Annotated in this window: 16 protein-coding genes and 1 pseudogene; 5 read left to right on the top strand and 12 right to left on the bottom strand. The window is 66.7% G+C overall.

What is annotated here, in order from left to right; all coding sequences use genetic code 11:
* Nucleotides 1-14: 14 nt before the first annotated feature.
* The 11 genes and pseudogenes from pseH to AC0Z2B_RS14905 all read right to left on the bottom strand — a co-directional run bounded on the left by pseH (nucleotide 15) and on the right by AC0Z2B_RS14905 (nucleotide 7844).
* Nucleotides 15-566 (bottom strand): UDP-4-amino-4,6-dideoxy-N-acetyl-beta-L-altrosamine N-acetyltransferase, encoded by a 552-nt coding sequence (gene pseH / locus AC0Z2B_RS14855; protein ID WP_476297566.1) that lies wholly within the window; start codon nucleotides 564-566, stop codon nucleotides 15-17.
* Nucleotides 563-1141, bottom strand: coding sequence for a TetR/AcrR family transcriptional regulator (locus AC0Z2B_RS14860; RefSeq protein WP_476297568.1), 579 nt, complete (start codon nucleotides 1139-1141; stop codon nucleotides 563-565). Before AC0Z2B_RS14860 ends, pseH begins: the two co-directional genes overlap by 4 nt.
* Before the next feature lie 37 nt (nucleotides 1142-1178).
* Nucleotides 1179-2114, bottom strand: coding sequence for a ketopantoate reductase family protein (locus AC0Z2B_RS14865; protein ID WP_476297570.1), 936 nt, complete (start codon nucleotides 2112-2114; stop codon nucleotides 1179-1181).
* Nucleotides 2115-2238: 124 nt separating this feature from the next.
* Nucleotides 2239-2463 (bottom strand): DUF6555 family protein, encoded by a 225-nt coding sequence (locus AC0Z2B_RS14870; protein WP_416425519.1) that lies wholly within the window; start codon nucleotides 2461-2463, stop codon nucleotides 2239-2241.
* An 80-nt stretch (nucleotides 2464-2543) separates the two neighbouring features.
* Complete coding sequence (locus tag AC0Z2B_RS14875) at nucleotides 2544-3101, bottom strand: ATP-dependent Clp protease proteolytic subunit (protein WP_416425518.1); 558 nt, start codon at nucleotides 3099-3101, stop codon at nucleotides 2544-2546.
* Between the two features lie 64 nt (nucleotides 3102-3165).
* Entirely contained in the window at nucleotides 3166-3357 is a 192-nt protein-coding gene (locus AC0Z2B_RS14880) for a KGG domain-containing protein (RefSeq protein ID WP_081719186.1), read from the bottom strand.
* Between the two features lie 178 nt (nucleotides 3358-3535).
* A complete protein-coding gene (gene egtB / locus AC0Z2B_RS14885; protein WP_476297572.1) occupies nucleotides 3536-5677 on the bottom strand; it encodes an ergothioneine biosynthesis protein EgtB in 2142 nt (713 codons plus the stop codon).
* A gap of 66 nt (nucleotides 5678-5743) precedes the next feature.
* Nucleotides 5744-6166, bottom strand: coding sequence for a DUF1810 domain-containing protein (locus tag AC0Z2B_RS14890; RefSeq protein WP_476297574.1), 423 nt, complete (start codon nucleotides 6164-6166; stop codon nucleotides 5744-5746).
* 153 nt (nucleotides 6167-6319) lie between these two features.
* Nucleotides 6320-6934: pseudogene (locus tag AC0Z2B_RS14895) on the bottom strand (histidine kinase dimerization/phospho-acceptor domain-containing protein); the annotation flags it as partial.
* Between the two features lie 183 nt (nucleotides 6935-7117).
* The gene (locus AC0Z2B_RS14900; RefSeq protein ID WP_476297576.1) at nucleotides 7118-7303 is read right to left on the bottom strand and encodes a hypothetical protein; all 186 of its coding nucleotides are present in this window, start codon (nucleotides 7301-7303) and stop codon (nucleotides 7118-7120) included.
* Nucleotides 7293-7844, bottom strand: coding sequence for a hypothetical protein (locus AC0Z2B_RS14905; protein WP_476297578.1), 552 nt, complete (start codon nucleotides 7842-7844; stop codon nucleotides 7293-7295). Before AC0Z2B_RS14905 ends, AC0Z2B_RS14900 begins: the two co-directional genes overlap by 11 nt.
* A gap of 341 nt (nucleotides 7845-8185) precedes the next feature.
* Here AC0Z2B_RS14905 and AC0Z2B_RS14910 point away from each other — a divergent pair, with 341 nt between their 5' ends.
* On the top strand, nucleotides 8186-9457 hold the full coding sequence (locus AC0Z2B_RS14910; protein WP_476297580.1) for a serine/threonine transporter: 1272 nt from the start codon (nucleotides 8186-8188) through the stop codon (nucleotides 9455-9457).
* Between the two features lie 81 nt (nucleotides 9458-9538).
* Here AC0Z2B_RS14910 and AC0Z2B_RS14915 read toward each other — a convergent pair whose 3' ends face one another.
* Entirely contained in the window at nucleotides 9539-10624 is a 1086-nt protein-coding gene (locus tag AC0Z2B_RS14915; protein ID WP_476297582.1) for a GlxA family transcriptional regulator, read from the bottom strand.
* Nucleotides 10625-10832: 208 nt separating this feature from the next.
* Between AC0Z2B_RS14915 and AC0Z2B_RS14920 the strand changes: the two genes are divergently transcribed.
* The 4 genes from AC0Z2B_RS14920 to AC0Z2B_RS14935 all read left to right on the top strand — a co-directional run bounded on the left by AC0Z2B_RS14920 (nucleotide 10833) and on the right by AC0Z2B_RS14935 (nucleotide 15240).
* Complete coding sequence (locus AC0Z2B_RS14920) at nucleotides 10833-11549, top strand: LexA family transcriptional regulator (protein ID WP_416425512.1); 717 nt, start codon at nucleotides 10833-10835, stop codon at nucleotides 11547-11549.
* 155 nt (nucleotides 11550-11704) lie between these two features.
* Complete coding sequence (locus AC0Z2B_RS14925) at nucleotides 11705-12211, top strand: Csu type fimbrial protein (protein ID WP_416425511.1); 507 nt, start codon at nucleotides 11705-11707, stop codon at nucleotides 12209-12211.
* A gap of 18 nt (nucleotides 12212-12229) precedes the next feature.
* Nucleotides 12230-12955 (top strand): fimbrial biogenesis chaperone, encoded by a 726-nt coding sequence (locus AC0Z2B_RS14930; RefSeq protein ID WP_476297585.1) that lies wholly within the window; start codon nucleotides 12230-12232, stop codon nucleotides 12953-12955.
* Nucleotides 12952-15240, top strand: coding sequence for a fimbria/pilus outer membrane usher protein (locus AC0Z2B_RS14935; RefSeq protein WP_476297587.1), 2289 nt, complete (start codon nucleotides 12952-12954; stop codon nucleotides 15238-15240). The genes AC0Z2B_RS14930 and AC0Z2B_RS14935 overlap by 4 nt, the downstream gene beginning before the upstream one ends.
* Nucleotides 15241-15251 lie beyond the last annotated feature (11 nt).

The raw sequence follows: 15251 nt of genomic DNA on the forward strand, positions 1-15251 counted from the left end.
CGCGGCCTGTGGCCTTACCCCTGCAACCGCGCCAGGCGCTCGACGATCGACGGGCGTTGTGCGCGCCACTCCTGGGCAGTGATCCCCAGCAGCATCACGTCCAGCCGCTCGCCGTCCTTGCACACGTTCTGACGGCGCACGCCCTCCAGCACGAACCCGAACTTCTGGTGCAGGCGTACCACTGCCGGGTTGCTGGCCAGCACCTCGCAATTGAGCTTGGCCAGGCCCACCTCGTCGAAGGCATGGTCCAGCAGCCAGCACTCGACCTGGCTGCCCAGCCCTTTGCCCTGCAGTTCGCTGTCCAGGTAAAACGCCCAGTCCGCGCTGCGGTGCAGGTGGTTGATGGCGTTCAGTGACACCAGGCCACGGGGCACGTCGTCGACCATTACCACGAACACCGCCTGGCGGGCGTTGCCGGCCAGGCTGGCGAGCCAGGCTTGGTGTTCGCCCAGGCTGATCTCGTGGTCGGTGTACATGTACTTGCGCACCTGCGGTTGGTTGCGCAGTTGGCGCACGCGCTCCTGCACCTCGGTGCTGGTAGCGAGGATGGGCACGAAGGCAATCATGCCAGGTACTCCCGCGCCGCCTGCAGGATCTCGTCCGACAGCGGGTGGCCCTCGGTCGCCCGCGCCAGGGTGATGGCGCCGACCATCAGGGTGAACTCCATCAACGCCGCGTGGCGGCGCTGCTCGGACTGTTCCTGGCCCATCACCGCCTCGTAGTCGTCCAGCAACGCGCCAACGCCGTCGGTGTAGGCCTGGCGCAGGGGGCTGCCCTCGGGCTCGCGGCACACGTCGCCGGCAAAGCCCACGGTGGGGCAGCCGTCGCCGGGGGCGTCGCGGTTGCTGTCGGCCAGGTAATGGTCGATCAGCACCCGGCGCGCGCCTTTGCGGTCGCGGGTCGGTTCGGTGCGCTCGGCCCAGCGTTGCACCGACTGTTCGAAGGCCTGGCGGCAGGCTTGGGCGGCGAGGGCTTCCTTGGACTCGAAATGGCCATAGAAGCCACCGTGGGTGAGGCCGGCGGCGCTCATCACGTCGGCCACGCTCAGGCCCTTGAGGCCGCGCTCGCGGAACAGGCGGGTGGCCACCTGCAGGATGATTTCACGGTTGCGTTCGGTTTGTTGGCGGGATACGCGGGGCATGATGATCTCGGCGTTGCTTGAACAGATAAGGGGCAGGTCATTGTTCGCGGGCGCGGCGCGCCGCGTAGGCCAGCAGGTGCGTGTAGGCCAGGCGCAGCACGGAGCGGTCCGGGGTCTCGACGTCTTCGGCCGGGCGCCGGCGCAGCAGGTCCCCCAGCACATGATCGGCCTCGGTGCCGTCGCCGCGCTCGACGTCGCGCAGCATCGAGGCGGTCAGCGCCGAGCCTGGCTCGGTCAGCACCTGCAGGAACGCCTCGCGCACCGGCTCGCGCGGCGGGTAGCCGGCGCGCCGGGCAATGGCCGAGCACTCCTCGAACAGGTCGCAGATCAGGTCTTCGCCGCCTGCGGCCACCACGTCGCCGACGCTGGCGCGCATCAGGCAGGTGATGCCACCGCCGGTGGCGATGAACAGCCATTTCTCCCACATTTCCTGGGTGATGTCCGGGCTCAGCTGGGCGGCGAAGCCGGCGTTGTCCAGCGCCTCGAACGCCGCCTGCACACGGGCGCCGTCCTGGCCCACGCGCGCACCGAACGCCAGGTCGTCGCGCTGGTTGAAGTGCACGATGGTGCCGTCGGCGCGCTTGTCCAGCGACACGAAGCACTTGCCGCCCAGCACCTTGTCGGCGCCGAAACGGGCGTCCAGCAGCTCCAGGTGGCGCATGCCGTTGAGCAGCGGCAGTATCAGGGTATCGGGGCCCACCGCCGGTGCGATGTCGGCCATCACGGCGTCCAGTTGCCCGGCCTTGCAGCTGAGCAGGATCAACCCGAACGGGCGGTCGATGTCCCGTGCCTGCAGCCATGGCACCCGGGGCAGGTCGATGTTGCCCAGCGGGCTGCGCACACGCAGGCCGTGCTCATCCAGTTGCTGGCCGCGCGCCGCGCGCACCAGGAAGGTGACGTCGCGCCCGGCCGCCAGCAGGCGCCCGCCAAAATAGCCGCCGACGGCACCGGCCCCCACGATCAAAATCCGCATGATCTAGTAACTCCTTTTCATTGAGGTCCAGGTGTGGGCATTAAAGCCCCCATAAAATATAGGCCGATCACCCTCGTTCGAATAGAGTGTGATCGACCTTTATTTTTTTGCCAGCGACGGGAACTTATGCCGGTCGCCAATTCACCCCTTCGATGCCAAATTTTTCTGCCAGCGGCTTGCTGGTCTTTTTCACTCGTTCGCGGCCGAAGCGGCCAATGCGGCCCACCCCGGCGTCACAACTTGCCCAGTGCCACGCCTCGCCGTTGTCCATGGTGTGTGCGCGGATGATGAACGATTTCGGTACGCCATGAAGCGTGTAGTCAATGACGTAGAGTTTTGCGCTGTTCATAAAACTGAAGTTCCTCCCTGTGACAGTTTTAGTGAGTCCAGGGTGGGAAAAAAATTCAGTCGGATTGTAGGACGCCCGGCCTATTCGCCACTGACCGTCCAGTGCACCGCGTCCTTGGGAAACACCACCTGTTCCAGGCGGTGGGCAATGCCGCAGGTCAGCGAGTCATCGGCGGCGATGACTTTCTCTTCAGCCGATAGGCATTTGAAAATATCCAGTTTCTGCTCGGCGTCTGCGGTCTCGTCCTTGAAGATGGTGACGTAGCGCTCCAGATCGTTGTTGAGGCTGGAGAGGTATTCGCGCAGGCGCGAATGGTCCACCGAATTCTGGCTGAAGTACCAGTTCATGGGGTGGATGAGGAAACGTGATTGTGGCGCGGCGATGCGTTCGGTGCCGGCCAGGTAGACGATGATGCCCATGGACTCGATGTTGCCGGAATTGATGGTGCGCACCGGAATGCCCAGGGACTTGATGAACGTGTAGATGGTAAAACCGAAGTTGGTGCTGCCGCCCGACGACGACATGTTCAGCCACAGCGACTCGGCGCCGGCCTTCAGCGCTTCAAGGCAGCGGTCACGCAGGCGTTCGTGGGTACTCTGGTCGATCTGGCAATGGAAATGAACAATGTGTTGGCTCACCGTCATGTCCTTGTTGTTGCGGGGTATGCAGGCCGGGGACGCTGCCCCGGCCCTGACTCAGCGATTAGCTGCGGCCGCCACCATGGCTGCCTTGACCGCCTTTTTTGCTGCTATCGGGAGTTGCTTTGCTCCGGTCGTTTGGCATTTTGCCTGCAGTCGAGCCGGAAGATGCCTGTCCGCCTTTTTTGCCGGCGTCGGAGGCTTTTTCACGATCATTGGAGAAGTTTCCTGGGTTCGACTTGCCTGTGTTAGCCATGATTCTCTTCCTCTGTTTTATCGGATGTGCAAGGCCAGTGGCCCTGCATTAACTGTGAAAGGCAAAGCCGATAAAAGTTTATTGATTATAGAAAGGCGAGACGGGCGGTCTTAGTGTTTTTGGCTTGAATATTTAGTGCCAAAACGACTGTCGCGCCGCCCGTCTCCTGCATGGGCTGTCAGCACAGGCAGAACAACGCCACCTGGGGCTCATCGCTGATCCACTGGTGGCACACGCGCCAGCCGCCCAGTGCTGCCATCTCGGTGAAAGACTCGACGGTGAACTTGTGCGAGTTCTCGGTATGCAGGCGCTCGCCCTCGGCAAAGTGGAAGGCCTGGCCGGCCACTTGCACCACTTGTTCGCGCTGGCTCACCAGGTGCATTTCCATGCGCTGCAACTCGGCGTTCCACAGCGCCAGGTGGCGGAAGTCGTCGATCACGAAGTTGCCGTTCAGCTCACGGTTCATGCGTTTGAGCAGGTTGAGGTTGAACGCCGCAGTGACGCCGGCGGCATCGTCATAGGCGGCTTCCAGGATGGCTGGCTCCTTGACCATGTCCACGCCGACGATGAACCAGGCGTTGCGCCCCAGCAGCGTGTGCGCCGACCGCAGGAACTGCACGGCTTGCGGGCGGGTGAAGTTGCCGATGGTAGAGCCTGGGAAGAAGCCCACGCGAGGCTTGCCCTTTACCGCATCGGGCAGGTGCAGGGCGCGGGTGAAGTCGTCCACCTGGGGCGCTATTTGCAGCTGCGGGTAGCGATCGCGCAGGTGGCTGGCGGCGTTGTCGAGGGCGTCCTGGCAGATGTCGATGGGCACGTAGACGCTGACCTGCGGCGCTGCGTCCAGCACCAGGCGGATCTTGTCGCAGGCACCGCTGCCGAACTCCACCAGCGCCGCGCCCTCGGGGATCACCGCACCGATCTGCGCCGCCACGTCGGTGAGCAGGCGGGTTTCGGCGCGCGTGGGGTAGTACTCGGGGGTGGTGCAGATGGCCTCGAACAGCTGCGAGCCGGCGGCGTCGTAGAAGTACTTGGGCGACAGGCTCTTGTGCGGCGCCGACAGGCCGGCGATCACGTCGCGGGCGAACTCGCTGTTGTGCAGGCCGTCCTGGCACACGTCGCGGGCCAGGCGCAGGCCGCAGAACATCCAGCGCAGGCCGGGGGTGAAGAAGTTGCGGTAGCTGGGCCGGCAGTGCTCGGCGCTGGTGATGCTGGCGCCACCGCGCAGCACCATCTGGTTGACCATGAACTTACCGTTGTACTCGCCCACCGCCGAGGGCGCCGGGTGGAAGCCGGGGTAGGGGCAGTAGGCGCTCTGGGTCCATTGCCAGGCCACGTCGTCCACCTGCTCGAGCAGGCCGGTGGTGGCCGCCAGCTCCCACTCGGCCTCGGTGGGCAGGCGCGCCTCGGCCCAGGTGGCGAAGGCGCAGGCTTCGTAGTAGCTGATGTGGGTGACGGGGGCGTCGGGGTCCACGGGCACCAGGCCGGCCAGGGTCATCACCTGCCAGTGTTCGCCGTCCCGTTGCCAGTACAGCGGTGCCTGCCAGTCCTGCTCGCGGGCCACGGCCCAGCCGTCGGACAGCCACAGGCCCACCGTGGCATAGCCGCCGGCGGCCATGAAGCGCAGCCATTGGCCGTTAGTCACCAGCCGGTCGCTGATCTCGAACGGCGCCAGGTACGCCTTGTGGCGCGGGCCTTCGTTGTCGAAGGCGAAGCCGTCGCCGTCGTGGCCGATGTCCACCAGGCCACCGTCCAGCGCCTTGAACTGGCCTTCGCGGCCGCCGGCATCGGCCGGCCAGGCCGGGTCGTAGGCAGGCTTGAGGGCCGACAGGCTGAACAGGTGGAGGATGTCCATCAGCAGCAGTTCCTGGTGCTGCTGTTCATGGGCCAGGCCCAGGTCCACCAGGGCCAGGGTGGCGGCGTCCAGGTCCATGGCCAGCAGGCTGCCCATGTGCAGGTCGACGTATTGCCGGTAGGCCATCACCTGGTCCAGCGCCGGGCGCGTCATCAGCCCGCGCTGGGGCCGTGGCTGGCGCGGCCCCACGGCTTCATAGTAGGAGTTGAACAGGTAGACGAAGCTGGGATCGAACGGCCGGTATTCGGGCAGGTTGGGCACCAGCAGGAAGGTCTCGAAGAACCAGGTGATGTGCGCCAGGTGCCACTTGGTGGGGCTGGCGTCGGGCATCGACTGGGCCACCATGTCCTCCGGGGTCAGGGGGCTGGCCAGGCGCTCGCTATGGCGGCGCACCTGGCGGTAGCGCTGCAGCCGCTCATCGGCCAGGGTGGGCAGGGTTTCCAGTGCGTGGCGTGGCATCAGGTTCATCAGTCAAGGCTCCGCGGCTGCGTCGATGGCGACGTGAGTTGGCGAGGTGACTGCCCGGCAAACGGCCTACAGGCCCAGGGCATCGAGGGTCTTGGGGTCGGGCTGGCCGTCGAAAAAGGCCTCCAGCACCTGGTTGAACGGGCTGGGGTCGTCGGCAGCGTTGGCAAACAGGGTCATGCACGAGCGTAGCTTGAGGTCATCGGGCGGGGCGAAGATCTGCCCGACCGCTCGTCCTTTCAGCGCTGCCACGGCGGCGCTGGCCTGCAGCAGGCGCGGGCCCAGCAGCGGATGCTGCAGGTAGGCCAGCGCCTCGCCGGCGCCGCTGATGGCGAACTGGCGGGCCATGTCGGTGCGACCCAGGCCCTGGATCTGCGGGAATATGAACCACATCCAGTGGGTGCGCTTCTGGCCGCCCTGCAGCTCGTGCAAGGCCTGCTCGAACACCGGGCGCTGGGCTTCGACGAAACGCTGGAGGTTGTAGGTGTCCATGGGGTTCACCGCGCAAGGGGCAGGTCTTCAGATGACCGTGGCGGTGGCGGTGAGTTCTAAATAGTTCGGTGTGGGGCCTCGGACGCGGCCTGGCGGCCGCTGCTACGGGGGCGGCGTCCGGCCGCGCCGCGCTTACACGGAAGGGCGCTGCGGCCGCTCATGCACCAACGCCAAGGTTGCGTCCAGCAGTTTCACCATCTCGTCGATGTCCTGGCGCATGTCCATGTGCTGGCGCGCCTCATCGTGCAATTCCAGGCGCAGCTTGAGCCGCGACAGCGGTGTACGCAGGTCGTGGGACACCGCGCCCAGCAGGTAGCCGCGCTGGCGCAGTTGCTCGCGGATGCGCCACTGCATGCGGTTGAAGGTCTGGGTGGCCTGCCGGGCTTCCAGCAGGCCGTACTCCAGCACCGGCAGCGGCGGGCTGTCGAGGTCGTCGCTCAGGCGCTCGGCAGCGGCGCTGAAGTGGCGGATGGGCCGCGACAGCAGCTTGGAGCAGTACCAGGCCGCCACCACCAGGGTACTGATCTGAATCACCAGCGGCACGATCGGGCCGTCGAAGGGCGTGCGCGGCGGGGGCGGCGGCAACGGCTCGTCCAGGTCCAGCTCGCGCAGCTCCATGGCGTGGAAGCGCGCGTCCTCCTGCTGCTTGCCATAGGCCTGGAACCACACGAACGCCAGGCAATGGGCGAGCACGATAGCAATCACCGAAATACCAAACAGGCGGGCAAACAGGGAGTTGGCGAAGCGCGGCAGACGAAAGCTGGACATGCGGGGGCTCTTGGGCCGGATAGATCCGAGCAGCCAGCATCGCGCCCGGTTGTGTCGCGTTGATTTCACGAATGTATCGGTGAGTGCGGCAGAAAAGGGTTTGCGACGGCGGGTGCAAGGTTCAGGACACCGCAGGAACAAAAAACCGGGCATTGACCCGGTTTGTATAGCCTTGAAACGTTCTCAGCGCGAAACGTCGGCGTCCGACAAGCGGCCGCCGGCTTTGCCAGCGAATACCGACCCTTCTACCTTGGCAAAGGCATCAATGGCTGTTTCTGAGAAAAAGCTTTTGTAGTGCGGCGAGCGCTGGAGGCGTTCAAGCTTCGCAAGTGCTTCTTCTTTGATTTTCGGGTTGACGTTAGCGGCCATCTTCAGGTACCTCGCTGATTGCCCCATGATAGGTTGGCCGAAGATCGTAGGCAAGACCCACTCCACCGACCTGCTGGAACCCCTCCTGGTGGTACGCATCACGCGCTCCGGGATTTGGGTCATTGATCACTACATATTCCATCCCGAGCAGCATTGCGTAGTTGCGCGCGGCACTCAACGCCAGTGGCGCGATGTAGCCACGGGTAGGCAAGCTGTTGTCCGGATTACGTTCCAGGTACAGCACAAAGACTTTCTCCCTGCTGGCCTTAGGTGTCGCCCAGCACAGTCCGGCCAAGGTTCCGTCGTACCAAATCGCCACGTCCAAAGCCATGAAGTGGGCTGGCCTGGTCTTCCAGGCGAGGATTCGCTCCCAACCGAAATCATAGGCAGTCAACCAGGCTTCATACTGTGCCACGGCAGGTTCATCGATTTCGGTCATTTCCAACAGCGGACGCTCGTAACGTACAGGCCTGGATGCAATTTCCAGGACCGCCGCTTCGCGGGCGGCATCCTGGAAACTTCTGAGTGTTTCGAGATTCACGTACGGCTTCCTGAGCAGCATTTCCCTTGGGCGGAATGGTAAGCGCTGATTTGGAAGGAAGCAGGCGAAACTCTGTATGGAAAGGTTTCGGTCCAGAGGCCGGCTGGAAACCCGCAAACCCGGGGCGTTCACGGAGGCGAGTGTTTAAAGAAGTCCAAGTGGTGTGGCAAACTGCCACGCCGAAAACCCCTCGCATTTGCGACCGTTGCTCAGCTAAGTCTTTGCTTCTCAAGCACAATCCCGGACAATCGCCCCCCCTTTTATGGCCGGGGCGCTGCCTGCTTCATGTTTCATCCCGTCTCGGCCACGTATGAATAACCGGCAAGCGGAGATTCGACCGGATGAATGAACAGGCCAACAGCCTCGACCAACACTATGCGGCGCCACAAGCGACGCTGAGCCGTTGGAACCGTCACGACACAACCTGGATGCTGGGCCTGTTCGGCACGGCTATCGGCGCCGGAACCCTGTTCCTGCCGATCAATGCAGGCCTTGGCGGTTTCTGGCCCCTGCTGATCCTGGCCTTGCTGGCCTTCCCGATGACGTTCTACGCCCACCGCGGCCTCACTCGTTTCGTGCTGTCGGGGCGTGAGGGCGCCGACATCACCGACGTGGTGGAGGAGCATTTCGGCGCCAAGGCCGGTGCGCTGATCACCCTGCTGTATTTCTTCGCCATCTTCCCCATCCTGCTGATCTACAGCGTGGCACTGACCAACACCGTGGGCAGCTTCATCGAACACCAGCTGCACATGCAGCCACCACCGCGTGCGCTGCTGGCGCTGGTGCTGATCGTCGGCCTGCTGGCCGTGGTGCGCTGCGGCGAGCGCTTCATCGTCAAGGCCATGAGCCTGATGGTGTACCCGTTCATCGTCGCGCTGTTGCTGCTGGCGCTGTTCCTGGTGCCGCACTGGACTGGTGGCATCCTCACCACCGCCAGCAACGTGCCGGAGCCCTCGGCCTTCCTGCACACCCTGTGGCTGGCGATTCCGGTGATGGTGTTCTCGTTCAACCATTCGCCGATCATCTCGGCCTTTGCCGTTGACCAGAAGCGCCGCTACGGCGCCAACGCCGAACAGCGCAGCTCGCAGATCCTGGCGCGCGCCCACGGCCTGATGGTGGTGATGGTGCTGTTCTTCGTATTCAGCTGCGTGCTGACCCTGTCGCCCGAGCAACTGGCGGAAGCCAAGGCGCAGAACCTGTCGATCCTGTCGTACCTGGCCAACCACTTCAGCAACCCGACCATCGCCTTCGCCGCGCCGTTGATTGCCTTCGTGGCCATTGCCAAGTCGTTCCTGGGCCACTACATCGGCGCCAGCGAAGGCCTCAAGGGCCTGATCGTCAAGAGTGGCCGCCGCCCGGCCGCGAAGACCATGGACCGCGTGGTCGCCGCCTTCATGCTGGTGGTGTGCTGGCTGGTGGCAACCCTGAACCCGAGCATCCTGGGCATGATCGAGACCCTGGGTGGCCCGGTGATCGCCGCCATCCTGTTCCTGATGCCGATGTACGCCATCCGTCGCGTGCCGGCCATGCGCCAATACGCCGGCAAGCTGTCGAACCTGTTCGTGGTGATTGTCGGCCTGGTGGCCATCTCGGCGCTGGTCTACACCCTCTAAACGCTAACCCACCCGTAGCAGCTGCCGAAGGCTGCGTCCAGCCGTGACGCGGCCTGGCGGCCGCTGCTACGGGCGAGTGGGTTAGCGCAGCTGCTGCAGCCACCCTGGCTGCCGCAGCCCATCAAACAACCTTCCGTAGTCCGGGTGCAGCCGCGCCGGGGTGCGCGTGCGCCGGTATTCACCGGGCGCCAGGCCCAGGTATTTGCGGAACGCCCGCGCCAGCTGCTGGCCGTCGCCCAGGCCGCCACGGCGGGCGATCTTGTCCACCGGCAGGTCGCTGTCCAGCAGCGCCTGGCGCGCCATGTCCAGCCGCAACAGCACCAGCAACCCGTAGGGGGAACAGCCGCAGTCCTGGCGCAGCAGCCGGCGCAGGGTGCGCTCGCTGGTGTGCAGGTGGGCGGCCGCCTGGGCGATGTTCAGCGGCTGGTCCAGGCGCGGCAGCCACCAGCGGCACAGGCGCAGGGCCGGGCCGTCGCGGGCGGGGCCCTGGCTGTCATCGGCGCCGGGAGGGCAGGGCTGGCCGCGGACGGCGGCGCAGTGGTCGCGCAACAGCAGCAGGGCCATGTCACTGGCGCTCATGCGCTCACTGGTGGTGTAGAACGGGCCGTCAATCTGCAGGCTGCCGCGTTGCTGCACCTGCAGCGCCGGGTAGCGCTGCCCCAGCAGGGCAACTAGGGCGCTGTGGGTGGTGACCTGGCGCCCCTCCAGCAGCCGCGCCGCCGCCAGCCAGAACACCCCCGCGCCCAGCGCCACCACCCGCCGCGCGCGCGGCTGCACCTGGCGCAGCCACTGCAGCAGCTGCGCCGACGGGCTGTCCAGGGCCTGGGCCGGGCCGTGGGCGATGATCAACGTGTCGGGTGCCGGCGGCAATTGTGCGTCCAGGGCCTGGGTCTGCACGCTGACCCAGGGCATGCCCGGCGAGCGCAGCGGCGCGCCATCCAGTGAATACACCCGCGCCCGCAGGCTGGCGTCGCGGCGCAGGCTGCAGCAGGGCCGCAGGTCCAGGGCGTGCAGGGTTTCCAGCAGCTTGATCACGTCCCCCACGTAGCAGCCCGGGTAGCTGAGGATGGCGATTTCGCGCACCACGGCGAGGCTGGCGCCAGGCGCGTTTGCACGCGGCGCGGGGGAGGGGGAGGGGGAGTGGGTGATGGTGTGCAAAAAAATCAAGCCCCGGCCAACTGTGCCGTTAATACCTTCAAGGCAGAAATATTTTCTGCGGCCGCGAAGAAATGTGGCCATTGGCTGTCATCTACGGGTCGCGCTTTTGGCGCTGACACGGGATATTGGCGCGCCGTCAAAACATAGACGTCAAAATATAGTCAGTTAGCTATAGAGGGTCAAGCCTTAAAGCTATGCATCTTGAGAGTTCAACCGCATGAAAATGGAGCCGTCGGCCGGCGCTACCTCCCTGGTGGATGCCAAAGGATTGACAGTGATCGAGGCCACGGGCGTGTCCCTGGACGGCCTGGGTCAGAGAATCTCCGATATAGCTGAATCGCTAGGGGGCAAGCGCAACCTGGCGCGCCAGTCCGGCGTGCACGAGACCCAGCTGTACAAATACATTCGTGGCGGCAGTGCCCCCAGCCTGGCGGTGTGCGTGGCCATGGCGCGGGCGGCGGGGGTGAGCCTGGACTGGCTGATCGCCGGCCAGGCGCCGCTGCCTGCCAGCAACGACCACAGCGTGCTGGTGCAGCGCTACCCGGCGCAGGCCTGCGCCGCCGGCCTGCCGTGGCCGGGCAGCGTGGCGGCCATCGAACCTTTGGCCCTGGGCCGGGTCGAACTCCAGCAGCGCGGGCTGGCCGAACACCGCCTGCTGGCGGTGCAGGTGCCGCGCGGCCAGGGCTGCGCGCCGCTGGGCGAAGGCGGCACGGTGCTGATCGACCGGGGCGCGCCAGGGCTGGCCGGCGATGGCCTGTACCTGCTGGAACTGGGCGGCGTGGTGCGGGTGCAGCGCGTGCAGTTCCAGTGCGACGGCTCGCTCATGCTGCTGGCCATCAACGAGCAATTCCGCGACCTGCACCTGGCGCAAAAGCGCCAGGCGGAACTGAGTGTCATCGGCCGGGTGGTGTGGATCTGCAGCTGGCAAGGCTGAATTGGCCGGATCTGCCGCGCTTGTGGCCGGATGTGCAACGGTTTGGCCGCCCCTGCAAAGGGCTCGACACGTAAGCTGAAAAAGGTCACCAGGCGGCATTCCAGACGCTTGGGACCCACACACTTACGCAACGCTTTTTGCAGGAAATTCCCCTAATGTTCGACTCCAAGTTTCTCAAGGCCGGGGCCGTCGCCCTGATCGGCCTGGGCATCGCTTTCGCCAACAGCGCCAACGCCTCCACCGCCACCGCCGACATGAGCGTCAGCGCCACCGTGGTCGCATCCTGCTCGGTGTCCGCCGGCGCCCTCGCGTTCGGTTCCTACTCGGGCACCGCCGTCACCTCCAGCGCCGCCCTGTCGGTGACCTGCACCAACGACGCGCCTTACACCATCGCCCTGGGCGCGGGCAGCGGCACCGACGCCACCACCTCGGCACGCCTGCTGACCAACGCCTCGGACAGCAGCTCCACCTTGAGCTACGGCCTGTACCAGGACAGCAGCTACGCCACCAGCTGGGGCGACACCACCGGCACCGACACCCTGGCGGGCACCGGCACGGGCGCGGCGCAGGCCATCACCGTGTACGGCAAGATCGCTGCCGATCAGCTGACGGCCAGCACCGGCTCCTACTCCGACACCGTGGTTGTCACCGTCAACTACTGAGCCGTCGGCGAGCCCCCCATGAACCCTGTCACACGCCTTTCCATGGCCTGTGCACTGGCCGGCCTGTGCGCGCTTGCGCCGCAGGCCCGGGCCCAGGCACTGGACATCATCCCCATCGCCCAGGCGCTGGACGCCGGGCAGCACACGGCCAGCTTCACCCTCAGCAACCGCAGTACCCGCCCCACCCGCGTGCAGGTGCGCAGCTTCCAGTGGACCCAGGCGGGCAACACCGACGTGCTGGCGCCCACCCAGGCGCTGCTGGTCAGCCCGCCGTTCGCCAGCATCGCCCCCGGCCAGTCGCAGACCATCCGCATTCTGCTGCGCGGGCCGGCCACTGACGCCGAGCAGGCCTACCGCGTGGTGTTCGACCAACTGCCCGACGCCGACCCCAGCCAGGTGGCCCTGGCGTTCCGCCTGACCGTGCCGGTGTTCGCCAACCCGTTGGCGCGGGCCAAGGCCGACGTGCACTGGCGCACCGTGGAGGACCATGGCCAGTGGTACCTGCTGGCGCACAACGCCGGCCAGGCCCACGCGCAGTTGGCCAACCTGGCCCTGGCAGCCGCCGACGGCCACGCGCTGACGCTCAGCCGCCCGGCGTTGCCTTACTTGCTGGCCGGCCAGGATGGCCGCTGGCTGATCAAGGCCCCGGCCCAGGCGCTGCAGGCCGGCGCGCGCCTGCACCTGACCAGCAGCGGCCGCGGCAGCGCTATGGACAGCTGGCTGACCCTTGACCAGGGCCGTTGAACCCGCCGCCCTACCGGTGCCTGCTGCTGATGCTGGCACTGGCCAGCCCCCTGCCGGCCCACGCCGACACCCTGCTGCTGGAAGTGCTGGTGAACGGCCGCAGCCGCGCCGCCGCCCAGGAAGTGGACGAGCAGGGCGGGCGCCTGTTGGTGGCCGCCGACCAGCTGGCGGCGCTGGGTATCCGCCCGCCGGCCCACGCTGAAGCGCAGGTCGACCTGACCCAGCTGCCCGGCGGCCATTGCCGTTACGACCAGGCCGCCCAGCGCCTCTACCTGGACCTGCCCGACCGCGACCTGGTGGCCCAGGAACTGCGCCACGACCCCGCGCGCCCCAACGCCAGCGGCCTGCGCAGCGACCCGGCGGCGGTGCTCAACTACGACACCCAGTACACCCGCGCCAGCGGCCAGGCCAGCACCAGCACCCTGGCCAGCCTGCGCCTGCTGGGCGGCCCCGGCGTGCTGGAGACCAGCAGCCTGCAGACCCGCAGCCCAACCCTGGACAGCACGGTGCGCCTGGACACCACCTGGAGCCTGGCCGACCTCGATCACCTGCGCAGCTGGAAGGTCGGCGACGTGGTCAACGGCGGCCTCGGCTGGACCCGCCCGGTGCGCCTGGCCGGGGTGCAGATGGCCACCAACTTCGGCCTGCGTCCGGACCTGGTCACCTACCCGCGCCCCGGCATCAGTTCCAGCGTGGCGGTGCCGTCGTCGGTGGACATCTACGTCAACGGCCTGCACCAGCTCAGCGGCCAGGTCGAGCCCGGCCCCTTCGAGGCCAGCCAACTGCCGGTGGCCACGGGCAGCGGCGACATCGCCGTGGTGGTCAAGGACGCCAGCGGCCGGCAGACCACCCAGACCCTGCCGTTCTACACCAGCAGCCTGCTGCTCAGCCCCGGCCTGGACGCGGTGTCAGTGGAAGCCGGCAGCGTGCGCAAACACTACGCCAGCCAGTCCGCCGACTACGCCCAGGGGGCGGCGTCGTTCAGCTGGCGGCACGGCGCCAGCGACCACCTGACCTGGGAAAACCACCTGGAAGCCAGCGACACCCTGGCCATGGGCGGGGCAGGGCTGGACTGGCTGCTGGGCCAGGTGGGCGTGCTCAACCTGTCGCTGGCCGGCAGCCAATACCAGGGCCAGGCCGGCCAGCAGTATGGCGTCGGCTTCAGCCATGCCAGCCGGGTGTTCAACGCCGGCTTCAGCGTGCTGCGCGCCGACCACGCCTTCAACGACCTGGCCTCGGCCAACGGTGACGACCGCCCCGGCACCAGCCTGCGCGCCAACCTGGGCTGGTCGCTGCCGGGCCTGGGCTCCCTGGGCGTGGTGTTCACAAAAAAACGCGTGAACATTTACGACGACGCCACCCTGACCTCGAGCAGCGTGCAGACCACGGCCCTTTCCGTCACCTATTCCCGGCCGCTGCCCTGGGGCGCCTACGGCTCGATCACCGCCCTGCACGACTACACCGGCACCACCGGCAACGGCCTGTTCCTGGGCCTGTCGATACCCTTCGGCGACGGCGCCACCTTGAGCGCCAGCAGCAACCGCAGCGGCAACAGCAGCTACCAGACCGTGCAGGCCGAGCGCCCGGCGATGGAGCGTGGCGACCTGGGCTGGCGGGTGTCGCGCGAGACCGGCGACCTGGACCGCGACGACCTGGCCCTGAGCTACAAATCGCCCTACGGCCTGGTTAGCGGCGAGACCGAGCGCACCGGCGCCAGCACCGACTGGCGCGCTGGCGCCCAAGGCGCGGTGAGCCTGCTGGGCGGCCACCTGTTCGCCTCCAATACCATCGATGACGCCTTCGCCCTGGTGGACACCGACGGCCTCGCCAACGTCACCGTGCGCCAGGAAAACCGCGACTTGGGCCGCACCGACCGCAACGGCCTGCTGTTCGTCGACCAACTGCGCGCGTTCGAGGACAACCACCTGTCCATCGAGCCGGGCGACGTGCCGCTGGACGTCGAACTGGGCACTGACCAGCTGCACCTGACCCCCGGCGACCGCAGCGCCGTGCGCGCCCATTTCGCCGTGCACCGCAGCCACAGCGCCACCCTGCACCTGCGCGATACCAGCCAGCAGCCGCTGCCCGTGGGCGCCACCGTCACCCTGCAAGCTAGCGGCGAGCAGGCAGTGGTGGGCTATGACGGCGAGGTGTTTTTCCAGCAGGTGGCCGCCCACGACCAGGTGCGCGTGCAGGCACCGGGGCGTCCGGCCTGCACCGCCACCTTTGACTACCACGCCGAGCTGGGACGCATCCCCGACATCGGCCCCCTGACCTGCCATTGAGGACCCCATGC

The organism is Pseudomonas sp. GYB4201 (genome assembly GCF_056312595.1).

What these genes read in the sequence shown, in the direction of transcription:
- pseH (WP_476297566.1), bottom strand. Translation starts at nt 566, where the DNA reads ATGATTGCCTTCGTGCCCATCCTCGCTACCAGCACCGAGGTGCAGGAG.
- AC0Z2B_RS14860 (WP_476297568.1), bottom strand. Translation starts at nt 1,141, where the DNA reads ATGCCCCGCGTATCCCGCCAACAAACCGAACGCAACCGTGAAATCATC.
- AC0Z2B_RS14865 (WP_476297570.1), bottom strand. Translation starts at nt 2,114, where the DNA reads ATGCGGATTTTGATCGTGGGGGCCGGTGCCGTCGGCGGCTATTTTGGC.
- AC0Z2B_RS14870 (WP_416425519.1), bottom strand. Translation starts at nt 2,463, where the DNA reads ATGAACAGCGCAAAACTCTACGTCATTGACTACACGCTTCATGGCGTA.
- AC0Z2B_RS14880 (WP_081719186.1), bottom strand. Translation starts at nt 3,357, where the DNA reads ATGGCTAACACAGGCAAGTCGAACCCAGGAAACTTCTCCAATGATCGT.
- egtB (WP_476297572.1), bottom strand. Translation starts at nt 5,677, where the DNA reads ATGAACCTGATGCCACGCCACGCACTGGAAACCCTGCCCACCCTGGCC.
- AC0Z2B_RS14890 (WP_476297574.1), bottom strand. Translation starts at nt 6,166, where the DNA reads ATGGACACCTACAACCTCCAGCGTTTCGTCGAAGCCCAGCGCCCGGTG.
- AC0Z2B_RS14900 (WP_476297576.1), bottom strand. Translation starts at nt 7,303, where the DNA reads ATGGCCGCTAACGTCAACCCGAAAATCAAAGAAGAAGCACTTGCGAAG.
- AC0Z2B_RS14910 (WP_476297580.1), top strand. Translation starts at nt 8,186, where the DNA reads ATGAATGAACAGGCCAACAGCCTCGACCAACACTATGCGGCGCCACAA.
- AC0Z2B_RS14920 (WP_416425512.1), top strand. Translation starts at nt 10,833, where the DNA reads ATGAAAATGGAGCCGTCGGCCGGCGCTACCTCCCTGGTGGATGCCAAA.
- AC0Z2B_RS14925 (WP_416425511.1), top strand. Translation starts at nt 11,705, where the DNA reads ATGTTCGACTCCAAGTTTCTCAAGGCCGGGGCCGTCGCCCTGATCGGC.
- AC0Z2B_RS14930 (WP_476297585.1), top strand. Translation starts at nt 12,230, where the DNA reads ATGAACCCTGTCACACGCCTTTCCATGGCCTGTGCACTGGCCGGCCTG.